This is a genomic window from Mangrovibacillus cuniculi, assembly GCF_015482585.1.
GTDB classification, from domain to species: domain Bacteria; phylum Bacillota; class Bacilli; order Bacillales; family R1DC41; genus Mangrovibacillus; species Mangrovibacillus cuniculi.
On record NZ_CP049742.1, the window covers coordinates 780572 to 805607 of the forward strand.

At 36.9% G+C, this 25036-nt stretch carries 24 protein-coding genes; 18 read left to right on the plus strand and 6 right to left on the minus strand.

The window, feature by feature from the left end; genetic code table 11:
- Window positions 1-146: 146 nt before the first annotated feature.
- The 3 genes from G8O30_RS03990 (at window position 147) to G8O30_RS04000 (ending at window position 2356) form a co-directional block, all read left to right on the plus strand.
- Window positions 147-1373 carry an EAL domain-containing protein gene (locus G8O30_RS03990; protein WP_239673699.1) on the plus strand — a complete coding sequence of 409 codons (1227 nt, stop codon included), beginning with the start codon at window positions 147-149 and terminating at the stop codon, window positions 1371-1373.
- Window positions 1374-1419: 46 nt separating this feature from the next.
- Window positions 1420-1656, plus strand: a complete 237-nt coding sequence (locus G8O30_RS03995; RefSeq protein WP_239673700.1) for a hypothetical protein — start codon at window positions 1420-1422, stop codon at window positions 1654-1656.
- Window positions 1657-1789: 133 nt separating this feature from the next.
- Entirely contained in the window at window positions 1790-2356 is a 567-nt protein-coding gene (locus G8O30_RS04000) for a DUF3993 domain-containing protein (RefSeq protein ID WP_239673701.1), read from the plus strand.
- Here G8O30_RS04000 and G8O30_RS04005 read toward each other — a convergent pair.
- The gene (locus G8O30_RS04005; protein ID WP_239673702.1) at window positions 2336-2575 is read right to left on the minus strand and encodes a glutaredoxin family protein; all 240 of its coding nucleotides are present in this window, start codon (window positions 2573-2575) and stop codon (window positions 2336-2338) included. The genes G8O30_RS04000 and G8O30_RS04005 overlap by 21 nt on opposite strands.
- Window positions 2576-2814: 239 nt before the next feature.
- Here G8O30_RS04005 and G8O30_RS04010 point away from each other — a divergent pair, with 239 nt between their 5' ends.
- The 5 genes from G8O30_RS04010 to G8O30_RS04030 all read left to right on the plus strand — a co-directional run bounded on the left by G8O30_RS04010 (window position 2815) and on the right by G8O30_RS04030 (window position 7712).
- The gene (locus G8O30_RS04010; protein ID WP_239673703.1) at window positions 2815-3069 is read left to right on the plus strand and encodes a YkuJ family protein; all 255 of its coding nucleotides are present in this window, start codon (window positions 2815-2817) and stop codon (window positions 3067-3069) included.
- 248 nt (window positions 3070-3317) lie between these two features.
- Window positions 3318-4808, plus strand: a complete 1491-nt coding sequence (locus tag G8O30_RS04015; RefSeq protein WP_420844593.1) for an MDR family MFS transporter — start codon at window positions 3318-3320, stop codon at window positions 4806-4808.
- On the plus strand, window positions 4805-5677 hold the full coding sequence (locus G8O30_RS04020) for a transcriptional regulator CcpC (RefSeq protein WP_239673704.1): 873 nt from the start codon (window positions 4805-4807) through the stop codon (window positions 5675-5677). The genes G8O30_RS04015 and G8O30_RS04020 overlap by 4 nt, the downstream gene beginning before the upstream one ends.
- Window positions 5678-5753: 76 nt before the next feature.
- On the plus strand, window positions 5754-6464 hold the full coding sequence (gene dapD / locus G8O30_RS04025) for a 2,3,4,5-tetrahydropyridine-2,6-dicarboxylate N-acetyltransferase (RefSeq protein ID WP_239673705.1): 711 nt from the start codon (window positions 5754-5756) through the stop codon (window positions 6462-6464).
- A 135-nt stretch (window positions 6465-6599) separates the two neighbouring features.
- Complete coding sequence (locus G8O30_RS04030; protein WP_239673706.1) at window positions 6600-7712, plus strand: N-acetyldiaminopimelate deacetylase; 1113 nt, start codon at window positions 6600-6602, stop codon at window positions 7710-7712.
- A 306-nt stretch (window positions 7713-8018) separates the two neighbouring features.
- On the opposite strand, the gene G8O30_RS04035 is transcribed toward G8O30_RS04030, so the two are convergent.
- Window positions 8019-8867, minus strand: coding sequence for a mechanosensitive ion channel family protein (locus G8O30_RS04035; protein WP_239673707.1), 849 nt, complete (start codon window positions 8865-8867; stop codon window positions 8019-8021).
- A gap of 228 nt (window positions 8868-9095) precedes the next feature.
- Between G8O30_RS04035 and G8O30_RS04040 the strand changes: the two genes are divergently transcribed.
- From G8O30_RS04040 to G8O30_RS04050, 3 genes are all read left to right on the plus strand, one after another.
- The gene (locus G8O30_RS04040) at window positions 9096-10856 is read left to right on the plus strand and encodes an ABC transporter ATP-binding protein (RefSeq protein WP_239673708.1); all 1761 of its coding nucleotides are present in this window, start codon (window positions 9096-9098) and stop codon (window positions 10854-10856) included.
- Window positions 10853-12679, plus strand: coding sequence for an ABC transporter ATP-binding protein (locus tag G8O30_RS04045; RefSeq protein ID WP_239673709.1), 1827 nt, complete (start codon window positions 10853-10855; stop codon window positions 12677-12679). Before G8O30_RS04040 ends, G8O30_RS04045 begins: the two co-directional genes overlap by 4 nt.
- Before the next feature lie 138 nt (window positions 12680-12817).
- The gene (locus G8O30_RS04050; protein ID WP_239673710.1) at window positions 12818-13483 is read left to right on the plus strand and encodes a potassium channel family protein; all 666 of its coding nucleotides are present in this window, start codon (window positions 12818-12820) and stop codon (window positions 13481-13483) included.
- Window positions 13484-13524: 41 nt separating this feature from the next.
- Here G8O30_RS04050 and rnjA read toward each other — a convergent pair whose 3' ends face one another.
- Window positions 13525-15192 (minus strand): ribonuclease J1, encoded by a 1668-nt coding sequence (gene rnjA / locus G8O30_RS04055; protein WP_239673711.1) that lies wholly within the window; start codon window positions 15190-15192, stop codon window positions 13525-13527.
- Window positions 15192-15407, minus strand: coding sequence for a DNA-dependent RNA polymerase subunit epsilon (locus G8O30_RS04060; RefSeq protein ID WP_239673712.1), 216 nt, complete (start codon window positions 15405-15407; stop codon window positions 15192-15194). The genes rnjA and G8O30_RS04060 overlap by 1 nt, the downstream gene beginning before the upstream one ends.
- Window positions 15408-15892: 485 nt before the next feature.
- Here G8O30_RS04060 and G8O30_RS04065 point away from each other — a divergent pair, with 485 nt between their 5' ends.
- The gene (locus G8O30_RS04065) at window positions 15893-16669 is read left to right on the plus strand and encodes a Cof-type HAD-IIB family hydrolase (RefSeq protein WP_239674486.1); all 777 of its coding nucleotides are present in this window, start codon (window positions 15893-15895) and stop codon (window positions 16667-16669) included.
- Window positions 16670-16703: 34 nt separating this feature from the next.
- Here the strand turns inward: G8O30_RS04065 and def are convergent, their stop codons facing one another.
- Window positions 16704-17261, minus strand: a complete 558-nt coding sequence (def, locus tag G8O30_RS04070; protein ID WP_239673713.1) for a peptide deformylase — start codon at window positions 17259-17261, stop codon at window positions 16704-16706.
- Between the two features lie 179 nt (window positions 17262-17440).
- Here def and G8O30_RS04075 point away from each other — a divergent pair, with 179 nt between their 5' ends.
- The 6 genes from G8O30_RS04075 (at window position 17441) to G8O30_RS04100 (ending at window position 24494) form a co-directional block, all read left to right on the plus strand.
- Window positions 17441-18046, plus strand: a complete 606-nt coding sequence (locus G8O30_RS04075) for a YkyA family protein (RefSeq protein WP_239673714.1) — start codon at window positions 17441-17443, stop codon at window positions 18044-18046.
- A 476-nt stretch (window positions 18047-18522) separates the two neighbouring features.
- Complete coding sequence (gene pdhA, locus G8O30_RS04080) at window positions 18523-19638, plus strand: pyruvate dehydrogenase (acetyl-transferring) E1 component subunit alpha (protein ID WP_239673715.1); 1116 nt, start codon at window positions 18523-18525, stop codon at window positions 19636-19638.
- A 3-nt stretch (window positions 19639-19641) separates the two neighbouring features.
- Entirely contained in the window at window positions 19642-20619 is a 978-nt protein-coding gene (locus G8O30_RS04085; protein WP_239673716.1) for an alpha-ketoacid dehydrogenase subunit beta, read from the plus strand.
- Between the two features lie 88 nt (window positions 20620-20707).
- Window positions 20708-22018 carry a dihydrolipoamide acetyltransferase family protein gene (locus tag G8O30_RS04090; RefSeq protein ID WP_239673717.1) on the plus strand — a complete coding sequence of 437 codons (1311 nt, stop codon included), beginning with the start codon at window positions 20708-20710 and terminating at the stop codon, window positions 22016-22018.
- A 4-nt stretch (window positions 22019-22022) separates the two neighbouring features.
- Window positions 22023-23432 (plus strand): dihydrolipoyl dehydrogenase, encoded by a 1410-nt coding sequence (gene lpdA, locus G8O30_RS04095; protein WP_239673718.1) that lies wholly within the window; start codon window positions 22023-22025, stop codon window positions 23430-23432.
- Window positions 23433-23603: 171 nt separating this feature from the next.
- On the plus strand, window positions 23604-24494 hold the full coding sequence (locus G8O30_RS04100; protein WP_239673719.1) for an NAD-dependent epimerase/dehydratase family protein: 891 nt from the start codon (window positions 23604-23606) through the stop codon (window positions 24492-24494).
- Here G8O30_RS04100 and G8O30_RS04105 read toward each other — a convergent pair.
- Window positions 24491-24856, minus strand: a complete 366-nt coding sequence (locus G8O30_RS04105) for a hypothetical protein (RefSeq protein ID WP_239673720.1) — start codon at window positions 24854-24856, stop codon at window positions 24491-24493. The two genes, G8O30_RS04100 and G8O30_RS04105, sit on opposite strands and share 4 nt — an antisense overlap.
- Window positions 24857-25036: the final 180 nt, after the last annotated feature.

The window sequence follows — 25036 nt, forward strand, 5'->3', positions numbered from 1 at the left end:
TGCAGCGGAAATCCCAGTGCAGTCACTTTTGGGTTTTGTCTTGATCTCTTTTTTTGTATAAGTGACCCTAATAAGAATCTGTTCTACTACTTATCCATTTGATCTATGATAAAATAGAAAAAATATCATATGTAGGTGGTGAAAGTATGTTAGATCCATTAGACGTTATAAGCTCTTTAGAAAACGTTTTCCCTACTCTACAACCCATTTATAGTGCAGATGCACAAACCATCGTAGGATACGAGGTTTTTAACTGTTTTAAGCAAGACGAGACTAAGTATGCTCTTGATGCATTTTTTTTAGACGATACCATCCCAACAGAATATCGATTTGATGCATCAATGGAAATTGGAAAGAAAGCATTGCACGTAATGGAAGTACATAATTTCAGCGGTTTTTTTGTATTCAAAAACACTATTGATGTTTTGCTTCATGATGATTATGAAGCTTTTACACAACTAGTAGACGATTCCTCATTTATTCAATTTGACCAAATTATTATTGAAATTCAAGAGCCCGATCTTCAATCTAACTTTGAAAAAGTGGAGCATTTATTAAATTATCTTAAAACTTACGGTTATAGACTTTCTATAAGCCAAGTTGGTATTAGAGGTGGCCAACTAGACAGACTAACTCAAATTCAGCCGAATACGATGAAATTAGACTTACCATTGTTGCGCCAACAATTGTCTACAGAAGCGTTAAGAGACATGCTTTATACCATCACCTTACATGCCAGAAAAATTGGTGCTGCACTAGCATTTGAAAAAATCGAACAAGAACATCAATTACAGGAAGCTTGGCGGTATGGTGGAAGGTATTATCAAGGGTCATTACTAGGGGACAAACTGAATTCCATTGTGACAGAAGACTTGACGAAGTTGTTTCTTCAAGAAGCGTTAGGGAGATTTACAATACAAGAGAGAAAACGTTTAGAAACGGTTCAAGATTGGTCCGATAAATTTTCCGATAAACTGAGAAATATCGTGTCAAAACCAGTAAATCTAGAAGCCTTAGACAATGAGATATTCCAATTAGCACAGCATTTTACAAAAGAAGCTTTTCGTTTTTATGCCTGTAACGAAGTTGGGTTTCAACTTTCATCAAACATTGAAAAAGAGGAAGGTGTTTGGATACTAAAGGAAGAGTACAAAAGCCGTAACTGGAGCTGGAGACCGTATTTTCTTACACAAATACTACGTATGAACCGTGAGAAGACAGGAATGGTCTCAGACTTTTATTCTGATATCGAAACAGGAGAATGGATTCGAACGTTTGCTTTTCCACTTGGCCAATCCACTTTCTTATTTATTGATTTAACCTATGAGTATCTTTATGAACATGACTACTTATTACTTTCTTCTTTTGCATAATTCTATTGCTTGTAACACAAGGTAAGTAGAAGAAAGGAGGGAGGCTTTGAGTCAATTTATTTGGATTCTTATCCTTCTTAGTATTGGGCTAGCTGGGTATGCATTTTATTATTCTTGGAAAGTAGGAAAACAAGAAGAGGCGTTTGAGGGAGAAGTAGATCACGACATCCCTGAAAAAGTTCAAGAACACGCTTATATAAGAAATCCCGTTTTCCTTAGTATGGCGATTGCAACGCTGCTAGTTATTCTCTATATCATCTACATGGTAATCACCGATATGTAAAACCCATATTCTTTAGAATGTGGGTTTTTTGTCGAATAGATACGTTTAACAAAGGAATTAGACGAACGCTTTATGTACTTTCGACATTGGTTGGTTGTTACAATGAAGACATTATGAAAAAGGGGTGTCATACATGCATACAATTTTTGCAGCAGTTCATCTATACACTAGTCTGATTGGAGTAAGTCTTGAAGAAAGCAAAGAAGTTGCATGTAACAGAAGCCAACTAGAACAAAAAGTAGACGATGCTTTTTACGCTCAAGTTTCTTTAAACCAAGGTAAGAAAACACTTGAAGAAGTATACAATACATTAGATATTCATTTTACTAGAGAAGAGTCTGATGTATTTTTACATAACAACATTGTAGAAACTGTTGAAGGATGGTTCACAAAAGGAACGGATTTCGCCCCTGGCTATGTACCTTACTTTCGGTTTGATTCATCAACAGAAGTTATTGAAACCGAGGACTACTGTATTCTTTATGAGCCAGTGACTAATGATGACTTAATCACACAACAATTTCAGGGGCAGCATGTAGGTGTGTGGCTTACAAACGATCAATATAATAAAATTAGTAAAATGTCTAGCACACTAACAGAAGAAGATATTCAAGACTTACTTCTAGAAAAAATAAATGGAACGCATAAACAAAGTTATCGTTCCACTTTAAAAGATTATTTACTTACTATTTCGTTCTAGTAATGATGTTAATTTTTCTAAATCAAATCCTATTACAGCTTCTCCATTTACAGCTACTACAGGTGTAGAAGAAGCACGATAGATTTCCGTTACTTCTTTAAACGCTTGTTGGTCTTCACGAATATTTTTTTCTGTGAATTTTATTCCTCTATCATTTAGGTACATTTTCACCAATTGACATGGTGGACAATCTGGTTGTGAATAGACAATAATAGTCAAATTTTTTCTTCCTTTCTTTAATGAAATGTATAGAAGGTGAACTTTACTTAACAGGGGAATGACGAATGCTATGTATTTTTCCTTTCCATTCCTTCCTACTTCCTCTATAATAGCAAAGAAGGTAGCTCACCTAATAGAGAAATGCACTATTTCGTGATTGCATTTTTCAGTGGTAGGGAAGACTAATCGTATTAACTCCCACCTTTGTTAGTGGAGCGAAATTGAAAGGAGTTTTAGGCATGTCGAAATTAATGGGGATCATCCAACGTTTAAAAGTAATGCAAGATGCGAAAGAAACGGGAGAGGTCCAACAACGTCGTTTTGAAGTAAACGGAAAAACACTTTGCCAAGTTAAGTATTTTCCAAACAATGATACATTTGAAGTAGAGGTTTTTGAAGACGATAAGCCTGCTCAAAAATATCAATTTGACGATATCGATATGGCATCGATTGACATCTTTGAAATCGTTCAGGAAGAAGTTAATCCTGCATAATTTTTCATACATTACATAATTGTACGTCCGTTATGTAAATTGCTTAAAGAGCTAGTTTAGAAAGGGTTTTTCCTTTCTAAACTAGCTCTTTTTTAATGCAAGATGATGGATTGTAACTGTTCCTTATTTTACTGTTCCTATCATAAGTGCCCATAGATGGATAGGCTTAAATCTATCAAAAGTAATAGTTCATTGTGGTAATATAGAAAATAAACTATTTCGATTTACGAAAAGAAACGGGAGTAGGAGTGAACGACTTGAACCAACAAAACCAATCATCTAAGAGACCACTTATATTAGCTGCAGTAATGCTGGCTATGTTTATGGGAGCGGTAGAAGCAACCATTATTTCGACTGCTATGCCATCTATTGTGGGTGATTTAGGTGGATTTCAATATTACAGCTGGGTATTTTCTGCGTATTTGTTAATGAATACAGTTACTATCTTAATTTACGGGAAACTTTCTGATTTATATGGTAGAAAGCCGATTTTCACCATAGGGGTAGTATTGTTCCTATTAGGGAGTATTGGTTGTGGCTTTTCTTCTAGTATGCCGATGCTAATAGCATTTAGATTTCTACAAGGAATTGGAGCTGGTGCAGTGCTTCCAATAGCTACTACGATAGTAGGCGATCTATATTCACCAGAGGAAAGAGCTAAAATTCAAGGTTATTTGTCTAGTGTGTGGGGGATATCAGCTGTTAGTGGGCCGGCTATAGGTGGCATAATTGTACAAAGTATCGGCTGGCCGTTTGTCTTTTTTATTAATATTCCTATTGGGATTGTATCATTAGTTATTGTTCTAGTGTTCTTAAAAGAAACAAATAAAAAAGAAAGTATCCATCTAGATAAACTCGGTGCAATATTGTTAACTCTTTCTCTTGGCCTATTTATGTATGTGATCGTAGATGGTGGGATAAGATGGGGGTGGAATTCTGGTCTTACTTGGCTGTTACTAATTTTTTCTTTTGTCTTATTAGGTGTTTTCCTTCTACACGAAAGAAAAGCAAAGGATCCTATGATGCCAGTAGAACTTTGGAAAAATCGTTCCATTTTTATTGCAAACCAAGTTTCATTTTTCTCGGGATTATTATTGATTGGTTTATCTACTTTTTTACCCACTTATGTTCAAGGTGTTATGGGGAAAAGTCCAACGGTAGCAGGATTTACTTTAACAGCTATTTCCATTGGGTGGCCTATTGCTGCAACAATAGCAGGTCGATTGCTTTTAAGTTTAGGTTACTTTACTACTTCTATGATAGGTGGAGGTGCACTTTTAATAGGTACGTTACTCTTCTTTTTTATGGAGCCAACCTATGGTCCTTTGTATGCAGGTTTTAGTTCTTTTTTTATTGGAGTAGGAATGGGGTTTACTTCAACGGCTTTTATCGTTACTATTCAAAATTCAGTTGGTTGGGAAAAAAGAGGTGTCGCTACAGCTACCAACTTATTTATGCGTAATTTAGGAAATACCATTGGAGCAGCATTTTTTGGGGGTATTGTTAACTTCCAATTATTACGCTACTTAAAGGATGCGGGTATTACAAATTTTGAAGGGGTAAATGTATTGTTTGGAGAAGGTACATCGGAGTTTAGTGCACTTGAGTTATCAGCGATTGGAGAAGGACTAGAAGTAGCTCTAGGAACTGTCTTTAACATTCTTTTACTTTTTGCATTAACGTCTATTATTATTATCTATTTCTTACCTAGAAGGAGAAAAGAGAGGGAGGAACTATGACACATCCAGAGCATTTTTTTCTGTCAGTGCTTGCGGAAGAAGGTAATATGAGAAAAGCTGCAGAAAGATTATTTGTGTCACAACCTGCTTTGTCTCAAAGATTACAAACAATAGAAAAACAGTGGGGAACTAGTTTGTTTATTCGTTCGCCAAAAGGGTTAACGTTAACTCCTGCAGGAGAAATTGTGATTCAACATGCAAGAAATGTTTTGCAAGATGAACAAAATGCGAAAGAATTATTGCAAACACTTCAATCTAGCGTACACGGAACACTAAAAATTGCCTGTGCTTCTATAGTAGGTCAGTACTGGCTTCCTTCAGCACTTAAACAATTTGTTCATAAGTATCCTCACGTAAAGATCTCTCTCTTAACTGGATGGAGTAGTGAGATGATGAAAGCTATTTATGAAGGGGATGTACACCTAGCGATTGTAAGAGGTACTACAGATTGGAAAGGTCAAAAAATACACTTATTTAAAGACTCTCTTTATTTAGTAGACAAAGAGTTAACATCATTAGAAGAGTTGTCTATTACGGAGAGACCCTTCATCCAGTTTAAGAGCGATTCTACCTATTTTCGAGAAATTCAAGACTGGTGGCATAGACTCTATCAATCATCACCCAAGCAAACAATTGTAGTAGATCAAATTGAAACGTGTAAACAACTTGCGTATAACGGAATAGGTTATGCAATTTTACCTTCTATTACATTGCATAATGCAGAGGAATCGGTATTTAAAACACCGTTATTAGATGAGAAGCAGGAACCTATTCAACGTGATACGTGGCTCATTGGGTATGAAAGTTCGTTTGAGTTACCACAAGTACAAGTATTTGTACATACAGTCCAATCTTTTCTTCAAGAATAGAGATTGCTTGTCATTTACTCTTTCCTTTGTTAAAGTATGATTCAGAATACATAGCATTTTATGAGGAGGCACATCAATGAAAATGATGGATGCAAATGAAATTATTTCTTTTATTCAAAATAGTACGAAATCAACACCTGTAAAAGTATATGTCAAAGGGCAATTAGAAGGACTTTCTTTTGGTGAGAACGCAAAAGTTTTCCCAAGTGGAGATTCTGCAGTTGTATTTGGTGAGTGGGCTGAAATTCAAGAAGCATTAACAACTAATGCTTCAAAAATTGAAGACTATGTGGTTGAAAACGACCGTCGTAATTCTGCAATTCCTTTGCTAGATATGAAAAACATCAAAGCTCGCATTGAGCCAGGTGCAATTATTCGTGATCAAGTAGAGATTGGTGATAATGCAGTAATCATGATGGGTGCTTCTATCAATATTGGTTCCGTTATTGGTGAAGGTACAATGATTGATATGAACGTAGTATTAGGCGGTAGAGCCACTGTAGGTAAAAACTGCCACATTGGTGCGGGTTCCGTTCTTGCAGGTGTTATCGAGCCACCTTCTGCTTCACCAGTTATAGTGGAAGATGATGTAGTGGTAGGAGCAAATGCAGTAATCCTTGAAGGCGTTCGTGTTGGGAAAGGTGCTGTTGTAGCTGCTGGAGCAATCGTTGTAAACGACGTACCACCATACACAGTAGTTGCTGGTACTCCTGCTAAAGTCATCAAAGAGATTGATGAGAAAACAAAATCAAAAACAGAAATTAAACAAGAGCTTCGTCAACTGTAAGTAATTACAGTTGTATAAAGTTATAAAAGCTGTCTATGTCAGATTTACACTTTGACGTGGACAGCTTTCGTTTTATCCTCAGCTGGTTATTGTAGTAATATAAAGTAAAAATAGTTCAAGTTAGGGAGCGGTACCATGAAATCATTATTAGATATTAGAAGAGATCTTCATCAGATACCGGAATTCGGGTTTAAAGAATTTAAAACGCAACGTTATTTACTGCACTATATAAACAGCCTTCCTAGTGAGAAAATAGAAATCGTTCCATGGGAAACTGGCATATTCGTAAAGGTACATGGGAAAAATCCTTCCAAGACAATTGGTTATCGTGCAGACATTGATGGATTACCAATTACGGAACAGACAGGATTGCCTTTCTTTTCTAAGCATGAAGGTGCCATGCATGCTTGTGGTCATGACTTTCATATGACGATCGCTCTGGGGATATTGACAGATATTGTAAACAATCCGATTAATGATAATGTTGTCTTCTTTTTCCAACCTGCTGAAGAAGGGCCAGGTGGAGCTGAGCCAATGATGCAAGAAAAAATTGTTGAGAAGTGGAAACCAGATTTAATGATGGGACTTCATATTGCACCCGAATACCCTGTTGGTACAATTGCGACGAAACCAGGATTACTATTTGCAAACACCTCGGAATTATTTATTCACTTGACGGGTAAAGGTGGTCATGCAGCATATCCGCACCATACAAAAGATATGGTAGTTGTAGCTGCTAACTTGATTACGCAACTTCAAACCATCATTTCTCGCAATGTGGATCCACTGGATTCTGCTGTTATTACTATCGGTAAAATGACAGCTGGGACGGTTCAAAATATCATTGCCGAGGAAGCGAGATTGGAAGGGACTATCCGAACTCTATCAGTCGAATCTATGCATAAAGTGAAAAATAGATTAACTACTCTATTAAAAGGTGTAGAAATCTCTTATGATTGTTCCATTGATGTGGATTACGGTTGTATGTACTATGAGGTAAACAATGAAGAGAATGCAACGAGACAATTCATGGACTTTGTAGAAGCAAGGGAAGGTGCTACTTTAATAGAATGTAAAGAAGCGATGACAGGGGAGGATTTTGGCTATATGCTAAAAGACATCCCAGGTTTCATGTTTTGGTTAGGAGTAGATTCACCATTTGGTTTACACCACGCTAAACTAAATCCAAATGAAGAAGCAATCCCATTTGCGGTGTCGTTGCTTACTGATTATATGAGAAGGGTATAATAGTACATTCTTAAATGGAATTTCATTAGACGCTGAAAGAACAAAAAGATGTGCTTATTTTCATAGCACATCTTTTTTAAAACTTGATTAATTGGCTTTTGAAACATTTTATATTCAGAGCTTTTGTTACTAAAATTTTCTCTAGGGATTGGAGCGGAAGGGGGCGACTCCGGCGGGATAAAAGCGGTAAGTCGAGACCCCACAGGAGCGCGTACTTTAGCGACGAGGAGGCTCGACACCGCCCCGCGGAACGCGTCTCCCTGGAGCGTAAATCCCTTTGCAGTCGTATTTATTAGATTTTGCTTTTTATTGATTCTCTGTAGACGGGCTTTTATCAATGAACACTTGGTGTGGGAATGGGATTTCGATTCCGTTTGCATCAAGTGTTTCTTTTAATGTTTTACGTAAATCACGTTCTACAGCCCACTGTTCCATATTCTGTGTTTTAGAGATAATACGAATGACTACATCAGAAGCACCAAGAGATTGCACACCAATCACGTTTGGCCCTTCTACGATACGACTGTCATTTGCTGCAAAAGTATTACATGCTTCTTGCATTACAGCAATCGCTTGGTCAATATTATCGTCATAGGAGATGCCAATATCTACTAAAGCACGCATATTGCCTCTAGAGTGGTTAGAAAGAGCTGTGATATCTCTATTGGGAATATAGTGTAACGTTCCATCAAATCCACGAACATGAGTGGTTTTTAACCCTACTTGTTCCACAATACCGGAGAAAGATCCTGTTGTTACATAGTCCCCAACATCCATTTGCTTTTCTAATAAAATAAAGAACCCTGTTACAACATCACTAACTAATCCTTGAGCACCGAACCCTACCGCTAAACCGACAATACCAGCACCAGCAAGAATCGCAGCAACTTGAATGCCGAAGACTTGAAGAACCGTTACAAAAAAGACGAAGATCAGTACATATGTAAATATATTCTTTGTTAGACTTGCTAACGTTTTCGCGCGTCCTTTACTGATGTTTTCTTTTGCTTCATACTTTTCAAAAGCAGTGGCAATTACCTTGTTTCCAGCAGCTTTCACAATGGCAAACACAATATAAAGTCCGATAACTTTTAATAAGCCCAGTCCAATCATGACCAGGAGTCCTTGCCAGTCAAAATTTAAAATATCATTCATTGTTATCCATCCTTTCTACTTCGAGTACCTACATAAGGTAACATATATATTAGTATCAACTCAAAGACTATTAGATTATTCCCTGTTCTTAAAGGAATAAACATAAATATCAACTACACCTAAAGTCTGAAAATTTCTTTTCTTAGAAAAATATTGAAAAATCTGTGGTAATTTATTTCGAAAGCCGTTATATTTATGTATACATTGTATTTTTGGGGGTGAGAAAGTATGGAGATTTTTAAAAGGTTACAGTCATTCTATATGCCATACAAAAAATTATTTATAACTTCATTGATTTTCATGTTTTTTGTTACTGGTATTACCGTTGTGTATCCAATCGTACTTCAAATGACAATAGACGATGTCGTCTTAGGAGAACAATATGACTTAATTCCATACTTAGCTTTTGGTTTTGTTGGAATTATGATTGTGAAAGGTATAGGTACATTTGTGTATCAATATACAGGTGAGATGTTTGGGATTACATCTGTATATCGTCTAAGAAATGAGCTATATAAAAAGCTTCAATACTTACCTTATCGTTACTATGATAATGCAAAAACAGGAGATTTAATGTCTCGTTTAACAGCAGATGTTGAAGGATTCCGTTTTTTCTTATCTTTTGGGTTCTCAGAACTAATCCGATTCTTTATTTTAATCCTATCTGCATTTGCAGTAATGTTCTATTATTCTCCTTCATTAACATTCGTTACATTAGCTACGTTACCATTTTTAGCAGTCGCTGTGTATCGTTTTGATAAGCGAGTTCATCCAGCGTTTAGATCTATTAGAAAATCTTTTGGTCAATTAAATACAAACGTTCAAGAGAATATTAGTGGCATCAATACGGTAAAGTCATTGTCACGTGAGTCCTATCAAACAGGTAAATTTAATGATTCGAATGGTACGTATAAAGATAATTACATTTCCACATCGAATATTTGGGCGAAATTCTTCCCTTTAATGGAACTGTTAGGGAACTTAAGCATCGTTTTATTATTAGGTTATGGTGGTTATTTAGTAATTGAAGGTTCTTTACAGCTTGGTGAGCTAGTAGCATTCTATTCCTTAATTTGGTATATCATATGGCCAATCACAAACTTAGGTTTTGTTATCAACTTGTTCTCTCAGTCTAAAGCTTCTGGGGAGAGGCTTCTAGAAATTCTAGATGCTGAGGAAGACATTCAAGATGCAAAAGATGCAGAAGAAGTTGAATCGTTAAAAGGGCATGTACAATTTACAAATGTGACACACAGATATCATGGGTATGAAGAAAAAGCATTGTCTGATGTTTCCTTCACTGCACTACCTGGTCAAACCATCGGATTAATCGGTGCCACTGGATCTGGTAAAACAACGGTTACTCAGTTGTTAGCAAGATATTATGAACCCGAAGAAGGTAGTATCTTAATTGATGGAAAGCCAACCGATGCTTATACATTGAATTCTTTGCGCAAAAATATTGGATTTGTTATGCAGGAATCCTTTTTATTTTCTTCCTCCATTAAATCGAACATAGCGTACGGAAGACCAGGCGTAAGCATGGAAGACATTATAGAGGCTGCAAAAAGAGCAGATGCACATGAATTTATAATGGAATTACCAAAAGGGTATGACACGTTGTTAGGTGAGCGTGGACTTGGTTTATCAGGTGGACAGAAACAAAGGATCGCTATCGCACGAGCAATTTGTACGGATCCAAGTATTCTAGTTCTCGATGACGCGACAAGTGCGGTTGATATGGAAACAGAACATACCATTCAACAAGCATTAAAAGAAGTAATGAAAGGCAGAACGACTTTTGTCATTGCACATAGAATCTCCTCTGTTAAGCAAGCTGACCAAATCTTAGTCTTTGATAAAGGTAGTATTGTAGAGAGGGGTACTCATGAAACATTGATTAACCAATCAGGACCATATAGACGTATCTATGATATTCAATTTAAGGATATGATCGAAGAAGAAGGTAGAAGGGAGGTTGCTAAATGAAACAGTCACAAACAAAAGTGCATCCTTCCGTTTTAGAAAGGTTCCATTATTCGATTGATGCAGCAATAGATAAACCATTTAACTGGAAGCAGATGTGGAGATTACTAAGTTACTTAAAGCCATATTCAAAAAAGTTATTACCACTTTCTATTTTTACTGTTCTATTAACTACTTTTATTAGATTGGCTATTCCTATCTTAATAGGTGTGTATACGCTAGACGTTGCTTTAAAAAACAAAGACTTCACACTGTTAACCTACTTAGTGGCGGGTATTGGAGGTTTATATTTACTGAATTATGTAGCCAATGTGTACAGAATCAGATGGATGAATATGTTGGGGCAAGGAGTAATACATGACTTACGTAAGCATTTGTTCAGTCATGTCCAAGGTTTATCACATCGTTTCTTTGATCAACGTTCAGCAGGTTCCATCTTAGTACGTATTATGAATGATATTAACTCTTTGCAAGAGTTGTTTACAAATGGTGTCATTAACTTATTAATGGATATGGTGTTACTTGTAGGAATTGTTTTTATTTTGTTTACACTAAGCCCAGAGTTAACACTAGCAGTAATGGTTATTTTACCTTTAATGTTTTTGATTTCTACTAGTCTACGTAAAAATATTCGTAGGTCATGGCAAACGGTACGTTTAAAACAATCTAAACTCAATTCTCATTTAAATGAGAGTATTCAAGGGATTCGTGTAACACAATCATTCACACAGGAACAAGAGAACATGGCTTTCTTCGATGGAGTCAATACGGAGAGTTATGATTCATGGCAAGTTGCTTCTAAAAAGAATGCTATGTTTAGACCACTGGTAGAATTAACCAATGCAATTGGATCGGCTGTGTTAATATGGTATGGCGCAACGTTAATTCAACAAGGTTCACTAGGTCTAGGAGCATTCGTTTCATTTGCCTTCTATTTAGGCATGTTTTGGGAGCCGATTTCTCGATTAGGTATGGTTTATAATCAACTTCTAATGGGAATGGCTTCATCTGAACGTATATTTGAATTCTTAGATGAGAAACCGTTAGTGAAAGATAATCCTAATGCTAAAGTTATTTCCAACATTAAAGGGGAAGTAACTTTTGAAAACGTTTGGTTTGCTTATAATGAAGATCGACCAGCGTTAAAAGGGATTTCGTTAAAAATGAATGCTGGAGAAACAGTAGCTTTAGTAGGCCATACTGGTTCAGGGAAATCCACTATCGCAAACTTAATAAGTCGTTTTTATGATGCGACAGATGGCTCTGTTTTTGTAGATGGGATACCAATTAAGGATATTAAAGTTGAAGCGTTAAGAAGCCAAATTAGTGTGGTTCTTCAAGACACTTTCATCTTCTCTGGCACTATTATGGATAACATTCGTTTTGGAAGGCCGGATGCTTCTGATGAAGAAGTAAAGAAAGCAGCGGAAGCAATTGGAGCAAATGACTTTATTGAGCGTCTTCCAAATGGATATGAGACAGAAGTAGAAGAACGTGGAAATGTATTATCGGTTGGAGAAAGACAGTTATTATCCTTTGCAAGGTCGCTTTTAGCGGATCCACGTATTATTATTTTAGATGAGGCTACTGCAAGTATAGATACAGAATCAGAAGTTAAGATACAGCAAGCATTAAAAACATTGTTAAAGGGAAGAACTGCTGTGATTATCGCCCATCGTTTATCAACAATTCGTGAAGCAGATACCATTTTTGTATTAGATCATGGTGAGATTATTGAGCAAGGTAACCATCAACGCTTAATGGAAATTGGTGGAGAGTATCATGATTTAGTAAAAGCACAATATAAAGTATTACAAGATAACTAATGAAAATGAGTTGTGAGGTAACATTGTGTTACTAAGCAGCTCTTTTCTTTATTTCATGTAATCTATCTTACGCAATATTTTTTTAATGATAGTTTATGGTAAACTTAAGATACAAAGGAATAAGTAAGGTGGGAGAATATGAGAAAAGAATTTGCCGTAATAGGTTTAGGGCGATTTGGTGGAAGTATATGTAAGGAATTAGTAGACCAAGGCGTAGAAGTCATGGCGATAGATATTTCGGAAGAAAAAGTAGGTAATTTTGCTAATATAGCTTCCCATGCTGTCGTAGCAGATACGACAGATGAACAGGTGTTACGTGAACTTGGATTAAGAAACTTCGATCATGTCATTGTTGCTATAGGAGATGATATTCAATCAAGCATCTTAACTACCTTAATGCTTAAAGAAATTGGAGTAGGGTATATAACGGTTAAAGCGCAAAATGATTATCACGAGAAAGTGTTGCGAAAAATTGGTGCAGATCAAGTAGTACATCCAGAGAGAGATATGGGAAGAAGGATAGCGCATAAGATACTTTCCAATAATGTGTTAGATTATCTAGAGTTGTCTGATGAACACAGCATTGTTGAATTGGTGGCAGGAGATACGCTTAACGGGAATACAATTATTGATTTAGATGTTCGAGCTAGATTTGGAATTAATATTGTTGCCATTAAGAGAGGGAGAGACATTAATGTTTCTCCTCAGGCTACTGATCCTATTCAAAAGGGAGATATTCTAATTGTAATTGGAGCGGATTCAGACATTAATCGTTTTGAGAAAAACTTAATGGATGAAAAATAAGTCATATAAAAAGCCCCCGAGATAAAATCTCGGGGGAATTTTTATACTTCCATAATAATAGGTAAAATCATCGGACGACGCTTTGTTTTTTCGTAAAGGAACGGTTGTAAAGTATCAGTGATTTCATTCTTAATTTCAGACCATTGAGTTGTTTGGCGTTCCATAATTTTTGTTAAATGTTTGGATAACAAGCTCTGTGCTTCGTTAATCAAGTCACTTGATTCTCTCATATAAACGAAACCACGAGAGATGATATCTGGACCAGCTGCAATTTTAAAATCATCCATATTAATGGAGACAACGACAATTACTAATCCTTCTTCAGAAAGTATACGACGGTCGCGTAATACGATATTACCGATGTCGCCAATGCCACTTCCATCAATGTACACATTTCCTGAAGGAATTTTGCCTGCAATTTGAGCTGTTTCGGAAGTCAAGGCTAATACTTCACCATTGTCCATTACAAAACAGTTATCTGGTTCTACACCACAATCTACAGCAAGCTTCGCATGTTGCTTTTGCATACGATATTCACCGTGAATTGGCATGAAGAATTTTGGCTTCATTAGACGTAACATAAGTTTTTGTTCTTCTTGACCACCGTGACCTGAAGTATGGATATCGTTTAAAGAACCGTGAATTACATCAGCACCTGCGCGAATCAATGCGTTGATCGTACGGTTAACACTAATTGTGTTACCAGGAATAGGAGAGGAAGAGAACACAACTGTGTCACCAGGGTGAATTTGAATTTGCCTATGTGTACCATTTGCAATTCGAGATAGTGCCGCCATTGGTTCCCCTTGGCTACCCGTACAAAGGATTACTACTTGGTTAGCTGGAAGGCGATTAATTTGACTGTGCTCAATAAATGTTTCTTTAGGACACTTAATATATCCTAGCTCATAACCTATTGAGATAGCAGCTTCCATACTTCGTCCAAACACGGCTACTTTACGTCCGTGTTGAACAGCAGACTCAACAACTTGTTGCAACCTATGGATGTTTGATGCGAAAGTTGCGAATATTATCCTGCCATCAACTTTTCGGAAAATGTCTTGAATACTTTCCCCAACTTTTCTTTCGGACATTGTAAAATTGGGAACTTCAGCGTTTGTGCTATCAGAAAGTAAACAAAGGACACCTTCTTTACCTATTTCCGCCATTTTTGTTAAGTTTGCAGGCTCTCCTACAGGTGTAAAGTCAAATTTAAAATCACCTGTATGTACTACATTTCCTGGAGGAGTTTTAACCACCACTCCATAGGAATCAGGGATACTGTGTGTAGTACGATAGAATGATACAGAGGTCTTTCTAAACTTAATTACATCATCTTCTTGGATGGTCGTTAACTTTGCTTTACGCAGAAGTCCATGCTCGTCTAATTTATTTTTTAATAGACCAATTGCAAGCTTACCACCGTAGATAGGAATATTAACTTGACGTAACAAGTAAGCAATACCACCAATATGATCCTCATGACCATGCGTGATAAATAACCCTTTAATTTTATCTTCGTTTTTAACTAAATAAGTGTAATCAGGAATGACATAGTCAATTCCTAACAGCTCGTCCTCTGGGAATTTTATACCAGCGTCAATTAAGATAATTTCATCTTGGAATTGAACACCATATGTATTTTTTCCGATTTCACCCAGTCCACCTAGGGCGAAAACAGCTGTTTGATCATTTTTAACAAATTTCATTATGCAAGATTCTCCGTGATGTTGAATGCTTCATGTTCTTGCTCGTACTGGAGGTGGGCATCCGTAAGCAATTGAACTAATTCAATGTTATATGGACGATCTTTTAAAAAGATTCGTACATCTTTTTCGCTATTCGCTTCAAAATACAACACTTTCGTATGTTCACGAACAGGAACTTCACGTTTGTCTTCTTGGAAAAATACTTTATAAACCATCTTACTCTCTCCTAACTTCTTCTAATGTTCTATATGGTTAAATGAGTTGACCTCATTCTCCGACCATTTATAGCTGAAATACCGATCGCGTTCTAGATTCAGCTTGTTGCAGTAAAAGCCCTCCATTTGGGGGCTTAAAACACATACTATTGGGTTAGCTAAGTACGCGTTTACAAATGCTACTAAGCAATTTGTTTTTTTAAAACAAGATCGTTCCACTGTTTAAGTAGCCTTTTTCTAAGCTTTCTAAACATGGTGGCTCACTCCTTACTGTCTATTGTATATGATTTTCCTATAAAGGAAAAGCATCTAGGCATTTTTCGTACATAAAGATGATCGTTTTCCGCGGACAAATTAAGCTACATGGGTAGTATATGGAATATTCACAGATTTACTATGTAAATGGTTGGAAAGTATATAAGATGATTGACAAAATAGAAAAGAAAAAGTATGGTTTGTCCGATAGAAGAAGTGGAGTGATGAAAATGAAGAAAATAGTGTTTTTTGATATCGACGGAACATTATTAGATCATGATAAGAAAGTACCAACTAGCACCAAGGACTCTATAAGTATTCTGCAAGAAAACTGTATTTATACTGCGATTGCAACTGGCAGAGCCCCGTTTATGTATCCTTTATTGCGACAAGAGTTATCTATAGAATCGTTTGTTAGTTTTAATGGTCAATATGTAGTGTTTGAAGGAGAAGAGATATACACAAATCCTTTAGACAAAGAGGAACTAACAAGACTTATTGATGTTTGTAACCAAAAGAATCATCCATTAGTTTACATGACGCACGAATCAATGAAGGCAAATGAAGCTAATCACTCGTTTATTAAAGAAAGCATGAGCAGTTTAAAGTTTGATTATCCAGAAGTGGATCCGAATTTTTATCAAGGAAGAGATATATTGCAGACGTTGCTATTCTGTACGGAAGAAGATGATGAGTTTTATCGTTCTCATTTCCCAGAATTCCACTTCATTAGATGGCATCCTCTTGCTTTAGACGTCTTGCCAAAGGGTGGTTCAAAAGCAGAAGGTATTAAGAAATTTATTGAAAAAGCCGGTTTTGAGATGGAAAATGTCTATGCGTTCGGTGACGCATTGAATGATCTTGAGATGCTAGAAACAGTAGGAACAGGAATTGCTATGGGCAATGCATCTGACTATGTTAAATCATTCGCAAATCACGTAACAACACCAGTGGATCAAGATGGGATAAGAAATGGATTAGTGACAGTTGGTTTATTAGATAAATAATAAAAAAATCTGAGACAGCTGTCTCAGATTTTTTTTAGTCTCTATCCAACGGAGTCGCATTCGGTACTGGTGCAAAAGGATCGTTTGGTGATATGTGATCATAAAACATGACGCCATTTAGATGATCAATTTCATGCTGGACACAAATACCAGGCAGCCCTTTTAAACGAAGTTGTACATCTTCCCCTTGGATAGTTTTGGCTTTCATTGTTACTTTTGCATAACGGGGAACAAAACCTGGAACTTCTCTTTCAACAGATAGACACCCTTCTCCTGTTGCTAAATAGGTCTTTTCTACTGAATGACTGATAATTTTAGGGTTAATATACGTTGCTTCATAAAATGTCCCGTCTTCTCCTGTTACCCTCATAGCAAACATTCTTTTAGAAACATTTACTTGTGGTGCAGCTATACCTATACCAGGTCTTAACTGGTATTTAGTCGCTAAATCAGGATCTTGGCTCATCTGTAAATAAAGTAAAAGATCTTCAGCAAGTTGCCTATCTTCTTCACTAAGTGGAAATAAGACATCCTCCGCAACTTCTCTTAGAACTGGACTACCTTCTTTTATAATATCTTTACTAGTAATCAACTCTAGTACCCCCTTGAACCTTAAATTTTTCTCTTTATGAACTATGAAAATGGTTAATCCTTTGCATTTTACCATAACCTAATCGGAACATCTGTAAAGTCAATTTCATCCTATTTGTTCTATTGTTTCTATTAACGCATAACATATTACTATAATAGAGTAACTAGAGGGAAGGGACCATGATGAAAAAACTTTTCTTGTTAATACCTACGTTGTTCATACTAATGACAGGTTGTCAGCTATTTGAAAGTGATCAACAAGCAATTAATCGATATGCGACTTCATGGAGTGATGTTACTAGTAAACTAGAATCTATCCATACAGAGTTAGCTAGGAGAGAGTCTAAAGAAAATGAATTATACTTAGAACTAACAAAATTATCTGCAAAAGAACATGAAACAATTCAATCAGTCGCATTAGAGGCGATAGAATTGGTAAACGAAAGAGAAGTTTTGGTACAGGAAGAAAAAGATATTTTAGATCAACAATTAAAAAAGTGGGATAAAGTCTTGAAAGCAACATCAAAGAACGAAGATCAAGCGGTAAAAGAATCTCTAGAGAATTGGAATAGTTATCATAAATCTTATGCGATAGTTATGAATGAATATTACCGTTCTGTACAATTGGATAAAGTTCTGTACGAAAAAATGAAAGCAGAGAATGTTTCTATAAAAGAGCTAAGTGAACACTTAAATGAAGTAAATAAACAATATGCTTTAATTATAAAAAAGACTGAAGTGTTGAATGAAAAATATGAAAATGTATTTACATCTTCAAACAACTAAGAGATACTATCTGGCGCAAAAAGCCAGATAGTATCTCTTTCTTCATTTGAAGGAGTATCTAATCGTTTCTACAACACACTGATTGAAATGTCTCCTTCAACAAGCTGGTATCATGATTACAAACCTTTACTCTGATATAATACAGTTATGGAAATGTTACTAATACAGTTTACTGTATCATTCTGGTGGAACAGTTTACGAAAATTGTCGAAAGCTTTATTCTTAACCGTTGACGAATAAAATTAACGTAGTGTAAGATAAACAAGAAAATAATTTAGGTTGTACTACTGAGACGTCTATTTCTATTGATACAGAGTATAATTACTTCTATATCCAAATGTTTTAAAACATAAACAATGGGAAAACTGAAGTAGGGTACTTTGTTTTTTTCGTCAATTTGTTATGAACAAATGACTTAAGGGTAGGCTATCAGTGATATGAATCTTAATTTATAAAGGAAAGGGACGGTGACTTCAATGGCTTCTAAAGCGAAGAAGGCTCCATTCGATGCGGTTAAAACGCTCGAGCATATTGAACAGCAATTTGAAATGGTTCAAATCTTAAATGAACAAGGTGAAGTAGTAAACGAAGATCTAATGCCAGATCTTTCTGATGACCAACTTCAAGAATTAATGCGTCGTATGGTTTATACACGTATTCTAGACCAACGTTCTATTTCACTTAACCGTCAAGGACGTTTAGGTTTCTACGCTCCAACTGCAGGACAAGAAGCTTCTCAAATCGCTTCTCACTTCGCACTAGAGCAAGCAGACTGGATTTTACCAGGATACCGTGATGTACCACAGCTTATCTGGCACGGTCTTCCACTAACGCAAGCATTCTTATTCTCTCGTGGTCACTTCAAAGGTAACCAAGCAGCGAAAGACTTAAATGTATTATCACCTCAAATCATTATCGGTGCTCAATACATTCAAACAGCAGGTGTTGCGCTTGGTCTGAAGAAACGTGGGAAAGAAGCAGTTGCAGTTACATATACAGGAGACGGTGGTTCTTCTCAAGGTGACTTCTACGAAGGTATTAACTTTGCTGGAGCGTTCAAAGCGCCTGCAATCTTCTTCGTACAAAATAACCAATTCGCTATCTCTACTCCTCGCGAGAAGCAAACTGCAGCGACAACAATTGCACAAAAAGCAGTTGCAGCTGGTATCCCAGGAATCTTAGTAGATGGAATGGATCCACTTGCAGTTTACGTTGCAACTTCTGACGCTCGTAAACGCGCTATCGCTGGTGAAGGACCAACTCTAATTGAGACTCTATGTTTCCGTTATGGTCCACATACAATGGCTGGAGATGACCCAACTCGTTACCGTTCTTCTGAAATGGAAACAGAGTGGGAAAAGAAAGATCCATTAGTACGTTTCCGTAAGTTCTTAGAAGCAAAAGGGCTATGGTCTGAAGAGAAAGAAAACGAAGTAATTGAACAAGCGAAAGAAGATATTAAACAAGCTATTAAGGAAGCAGATGCTACTCCTAAACAAAAAGTTACGGACTTAATGGAGATCATGTACGAAGAAATGCCGTACAACCTTAAAGAGCAATATGAGATTTTCAAAGAGAAGGAGTCGAAGTAAGCCATGGCGCAAATGACGATGATTCAAGCGATCACGGATGCGTTACGTACTGAGCTACGTAATGACGAAAACGTTCTTGTATTTGGAGAAGACGTTGGAGTAAATGGTGGGGTATTCCGTGCGACAGAAGGACTTCAAAAAGAATTCGGAGAGGACCGTGTATTCGATACACCACTAGCTGAGTCTGGTATCGGTGGATTAGCAGTTGGTCTTGGATTAGAAGGATTCCGTCCAGTTCCTGAAATTCAATTCTTTGGTTTCGTATTTGAAGTAATTGACTCTGTAAATGCACAGTTAGCACGTATGCGTTACCGTTCTGGTGGAGTTTATAACGCACCAGTAACAATTCGTTCACCATTCGGAGGAGGTGTACATACTCCTGAGCTTCATGCAGATAGCTTAGAGCTTTTAGTAACGTCTCAACCAGGACTTAAAGTTGTTATTCCTTCCACTCCTTACGATGCAAAAGGTCTACTAATAGCTGCGATTCGTGACAACGATCCAGTAGTATTCTTAGAGCACATGAAGTTATACCGTTCATTCCGTCAAGAGGTACCTGAAGAAGAGTACACAATTGAGCTTGGTAAAGCGGATGTGAAACGTGAAGGAACAGATTTAACAATTGTAACTTATGGAGCAATGGTTCATGAATCCTTAAAAGCTGCAGAAGAACTAGAAAAAGAAGGTCACTCTGTAGAAGTTATCGATTTACGTACGATTCAACCATTAGATATCGAAACAATTATTGCATCTGTTGAAAAGACAAATCGTGCAATCGTTGTTCAAGAAGCTCAAAAACAAGCTGGTATTGCAGCTAATGTTGTAGCAGAAATTATGGATCGTGCTGTATTAAGCTTAGAAGCTCCTGTACTTCGTGTAGCAGCTCCTGATACAGTATTCCCATTCTCTCAAGCTGAAACAGTATGGTTACCTAACTACACAGATGTAATCGAAACAGCTAAGAAAGTTCTTAATTTCTAATTATTAGATGAATGAAAGGCAGGTTAAACTGCCTTTCTCCCCTTTTATAGAACGTAACTACTAGATAACCAATAGGAGGTCGAAATACGTGTCATTCCAATTTAGATTACCGGATATCGGTGAAGGTATTCACGAAGGTGAAATCGTAAAATGGTTTATTAAACCAGGTGATAAAGTAGCAGAAGATGATGTGCTTTTAGAAGTACAAAATGATAAAGCAGTTGTTGAAATTCCATCTCCAGTAGCAGGTACTGTGGAGGAAATCCTTGTAGAAGAAGGAACTGTTGCAGTTGTAGGAGATGTTCTTGTTAAGTTTGACGCTCCTGGATATGAAGATCTTAAATTTAAAGGTGACCATGAAGATGAAGCACCTGCTAAAGAAGAAGCGAAAGCAGAAGAAGCTCCAAAAGCGGAAGCAACTGATGCAGCTCCTGCAGCAGAAGTAGACTCTTCTCGTCGTATTATCGCTATGCCTTCTGTACGTAAATATGCTCGTGAAAAAGGTATCGATATTAAAGCTGTTACTGGTTCTGGCGACAATGGCCGTATTCTTAAATCAGACATCGATGCATTCGTAAACGGTGGAGCAACTGCTTCTACTGAAGCGAAAACAGAAGAAGTACAAACACAAGAAACAACAACTGCAAAAGAAGAGACTACAGCTCCAGCAGCAGCTCAAGTTGTACCAGAAGGAGAGTTCCCTGAGACTCGTGAGAAAATGTCTGGTATTCGTAAAGCTATTGCAAAAGCTATGGTTAACTCTAAACAAACGGCTCCTCACGTTACATTAATGGACGAAGTAGATGTAACAAAACTATGGGATCACCGTAAGAAGTTTAAAGATGTTGCGGCAGAAAAAGGTATTAAGTTAACATTCTTACCTTATGTTGTTAAAGCTTTAACAAGTGCTCTACGTGAATACCCAGTATTAAATACATCTATTGATGATGCAGCTGGTGAAATCATTCAGAAGCATTACTACAACATCGGTATCGCTGCAGATACGGATAAAGGACTATTAGTTCCTGTTGTAAAAAATGCAGATCGTAAATCAATGTTTACCATTTCAAATGAAATTAATGATTTAGCTGGTAAAGCTCGTGATGGACGTCTTGCTCCTGCAGAAATGAAAGGTGCATCTTGCACAATTACAAATATCGGTTCAGCTGGTGGACAATGGTTCACTCCAGTTATTAACCATCCGGAAGTAGCTATTTTAGGAATTGGACGCATTGCACAAAAGCCAGTAGTAAAAAATGGTGAAATTGTTGCAGCACCTGTGTTAGCATTATCATTGAGCTTTGACCACCGTATCATTGATGGAGCAACAGCTCAGAATGCGCTTAACCACATTAAGCGTCTATTGAACGATCCAGAATTATTATTAATGGAGGCGTAATTCAATGGTAGTAGGAGATTTCCCAATCGAAACAGATACTCTCGTCGTAGGTGCTGGTCCTGGTGGATACGTAGCAGCAATCCGTGCGGCACAATTAGGTCAAAAAGTAACAATCGTAGAAAAAGGTAACTTAGGTGGAGTTTGTCTAAACGTTGGATGTATTCCTTCAAAAGCTCTTATCTCAGCTGCTCACCGCTATGAAACAGCTCAACATTCAGAAGACATGGGGATTAAAGCAGAGAACGTAACTGTTGATTTCTCTAAAGTTCAAGAATGGAAAGCTGGCGTAGTAAAAAAATTAACAGGCGGAGTTGAAGGTCTGTTAAAAGGTAATAAAGTTGAAATCGTTCGTGGAGAAGCTTTCTTTGTAGATTCTACTAACGTAAAAGTTATGGATGAAAAGAGCTCTCAAACGTACAAATTCAAAAACGCTATCCTAGCAACTGGTTCTCGTCCAATCGAGATCAAAGGATTCAAATATTCTGAGCGTGTACTTGATTCTACTGGTGCATTATCACTTAAAGAAATCCCTGAAAAATTAGTTGTAATCGGTGGCGGATATATCGGTACAGAACTTGGAACTGCTTATGCTAACTTTGGCACAAAAGTAACGATCCTAGAAGGTACTGATGAAATTCTAGGTGGATTCGAAAAGCAAATGACTGCAGTAGTGAAAAAGAACCTGAAGAAAAAAGGTGTTGACATCATTACGAATGCAATGGCAAAAGGCGTGGAAGAATCTGCTGATGGTGTTGTCGTTTCTTATGAAGCGAAAGGTGAAACGCTAACTGTAGAAGCTGATTATGTTCTAGTTACAGTTGGACGTCGTCCTAACACGGATGACCTAGGACTTGAACAAGCTGGTGTGGAATTAACGGAGCGTGGCTTAGTTAAAATCGACAAGCAGTGTCGTACAAACGTTTCTAACATCTTTGCAATCGGTGATATCGTAGAAGGACCACCACTAGCTCATAAAGCTTCTTACGAAGGTAAGATTGCTGCTGAGGTAATCGGTGGCCACCCTGCAGAAATCGATTACTTAGGAATTCCTGCAGTATGTTTCACAGAGCCAGAATTAGCTTCTGTAGGATACTCAGAAAAAGAAGCGAAGGATGAAGGAATTGAAGTTGTTGCAGCTAAATTCCCATTCGCAGCTAACGGTCGTGCTCTTGCACTTAACCAAACAGATGGCTTCTTAAAATTAGTAACGCGTAAAGAAGATGGACTAGTAATCGGTGCTCAAATCGCTGGTACTGGCGCGTCTGATATGATTGCTGAACTTGGATTAGCGATTGAAGCAGGTATGACTGCTGAAGATATCGCTATGACAATCCATGCTCATCCAACTCTTGGTGAGATTTCTATGGAAGCAGCTGAAATTGCAATTGGTATGCCAATTCACGTTGTAAAATAATGTAGTTTGGGCTTGTAGAGTTTATCTCTGCAAGCCCTTTTTGTGTGACCAGTAACAACTCATCGCCCGCCTTGAGATGAGCCTCCACTTCTTACTTTAACGAGATAGAGCATGAATCTATACTTTTAGCATGACAATCAATATAATTATTACTAAAAAGGAGGGGATAGTATGAAAAAAGTGTTAGTTTTAGGAGGTACAAGTTTCTTTGGTAAAAGGTTAGTACAGTTGTTAATAGATGAGGGAAAAGAAGTAACTATCGCAACTAGGGGACGCACACAAGATTCGTTTGGTGAGACCATAAAGAGGTTAACTATTGATCGAGAAGATAAATCTAGCTTGATCCAAGCATTTAAAGGACGACAATGGGATGTAGTCTATGATCAATCTTGTTTTTCGCCAGTAGAAATGCGCTATTCGTGTGATGCGCTAAAGGATAAAGTAAAGCGTTATGTTTTCACTTCTACCATGGCTGTCTATGAATTTGGTATACAGCGGAAAGAAGACGAATTTAATCCAAATACCTATACATATATTTATAAAAATAGAGGGGACTATAAAGGGTATGAAGGGTATCAAGAAGCGAAGAGAGCTGCTGAAGCCCATTTGTTTACCCAAACAGACTTTGATAGTGTAGCAGTTAGATTTCCTATTGTAGTTGGGAAAGATGACTATACAAACAGGTTGAAAAATCATGTAATGAAAGTGAAAAATAATCAGGATATCGGCATAGAGTCTTTACAAAATAGATATAGTTTTATTTTGTCAAAGGAAGCTGCTAAGTTTTTATACCATATGGGAGAGTCTACATTTATTGGACCAATAAATGCTGGGGCTAAAAATGATATTTCAATGGATCAATTGATTACGAAAATAGAAGAAATTTTGAAAAAAGAGGCTCGTGTTACTACGGCCATCACTAGTGAAAATGTATCTCCCTATGCATTAGGGGGTTCTTGGTCCATTCACACAGGATTAGTAAATAGTTTAGGGATGGATTTTTCTGATTGTGAACGTATGTTAGAAGAGTTAATTTCCTATTATGTCCAACAGGAGGTTTAAATAGCATCTTCTAGAGCCTCTTTTACTATTTTTTCTATCGTTTTCTTCTCTAGATCACCGTTAATCTTTAGTAGTACTGCATTATCTTTCATAATTAGCAACGTTGGTGCTTCTGAAATATTAAATGATCTAAATTCTTGACGGTTTGAGTCGTCATAAAACACTGTCATAGATTGGAATGGCTCTGGATACGTTTCTTTTAGGTTAATTAGTGCATCGTAGTAGGGGGTTTCTTCAGAATAACTTTTTTCACTGCTAAAAAAGTAAGCTTTTACACCTTGAGGATTATGTAGAGTATTTTGTTGGAAGCCTACACAACCGCTTGTTAAGATAATCAGTAAAAATAGGATCGTTTTTTTCATATTATCTCTCCTAGTTTAAGGAAATGGTTACTGTTATTTTATCATTGAAAGTGTCGAAAAACGGCGTTTTAAACGAAATGTCATACAATTGATATTTTAGTAAGAGGTTATTAATAGTATGACACAATATTAAAATATGTTATACAATTTTGTTGATATTTCTTCTGCTCTTGCATATAA

Bases quoted from the DNA above. Each gene is read 5' to 3' on its own strand.
- G8O30_RS03990 (WP_239673699.1), top strand. From the start codon at position 147: ATGTTAGATCCATTAGACGTTATAAGCTCTTTAGAAAACGTTTTCCCT.
- G8O30_RS04000 (WP_239673701.1), top strand. From the start codon at position 1,790: ATGCATACAATTTTTGCAGCAGTTCATCTATACACTAGTCTGATTGGA.
- G8O30_RS04010 (WP_239673703.1), top strand. From the start codon at position 2,815: ATGTCGAAATTAATGGGGATCATCCAACGTTTAAAAGTAATGCAAGAT.
- G8O30_RS04020 (WP_239673704.1), top strand. From the start codon at position 4,805: ATGACACATCCAGAGCATTTTTTTCTGTCAGTGCTTGCGGAAGAAGGT.
- dapD (WP_239673705.1), top strand. From the start codon at position 5,754: ATGAAAATGATGGATGCAAATGAAATTATTTCTTTTATTCAAAATAGT.
- G8O30_RS04030 (WP_239673706.1), top strand. From the start codon at position 6,600: ATGAAATCATTATTAGATATTAGAAGAGATCTTCATCAGATACCGGAA.
- G8O30_RS04035 (WP_239673707.1), bottom strand. From the start codon at position 8,867: ATGAATGATATTTTAAATTTTGACTGGCAAGGACTCCTGGTCATGATT.
- G8O30_RS04040 (WP_239673708.1), top strand. From the start codon at position 9,096: ATGGAGATTTTTAAAAGGTTACAGTCATTCTATATGCCATACAAAAAA.
- G8O30_RS04045 (WP_239673709.1), top strand. From the start codon at position 10,853: ATGAAACAGTCACAAACAAAAGTGCATCCTTCCGTTTTAGAAAGGTTC.
- G8O30_RS04050 (WP_239673710.1), top strand. From the start codon at position 12,818: ATGAGAAAAGAATTTGCCGTAATAGGTTTAGGGCGATTTGGTGGAAGT.
- rnjA (WP_239673711.1), bottom strand. From the start codon at position 15,192: ATGAAATTTGTTAAAAATGATCAAACAGCTGTTTTCGCCCTAGGTGGA.
- G8O30_RS04060 (WP_239673712.1), bottom strand. From the start codon at position 15,407: ATGGTTTATAAAGTATTTTTCCAAGAAGACAAACGTGAAGTTCCTGTT.
- G8O30_RS04065 (WP_239674486.1), top strand. From the start codon at position 15,893: ATGAAGAAAATAGTGTTTTTTGATATCGACGGAACATTATTAGATCAT.
- G8O30_RS04075 (WP_239673714.1), top strand. From the start codon at position 17,441: ATGATGAAAAAACTTTTCTTGTTAATACCTACGTTGTTCATACTAATG.
- pdhA (WP_239673715.1), top strand. From the start codon at position 18,523: ATGGCTTCTAAAGCGAAGAAGGCTCCATTCGATGCGGTTAAAACGCTC.
- G8O30_RS04085 (WP_239673716.1), top strand. From the start codon at position 19,642: ATGGCGCAAATGACGATGATTCAAGCGATCACGGATGCGTTACGTACT.
- lpdA (WP_239673718.1), top strand. From the start codon at position 22,023: ATGGTAGTAGGAGATTTCCCAATCGAAACAGATACTCTCGTCGTAGGT.
- G8O30_RS04100 (WP_239673719.1), top strand. From the start codon at position 23,604: ATGAAAAAAGTGTTAGTTTTAGGAGGTACAAGTTTCTTTGGTAAAAGG.
- G8O30_RS04105 (WP_239673720.1), bottom strand. From the start codon at position 24,856: ATGAAAAAAACGATCCTATTTTTACTGATTATCTTAACAAGCGGTTGT.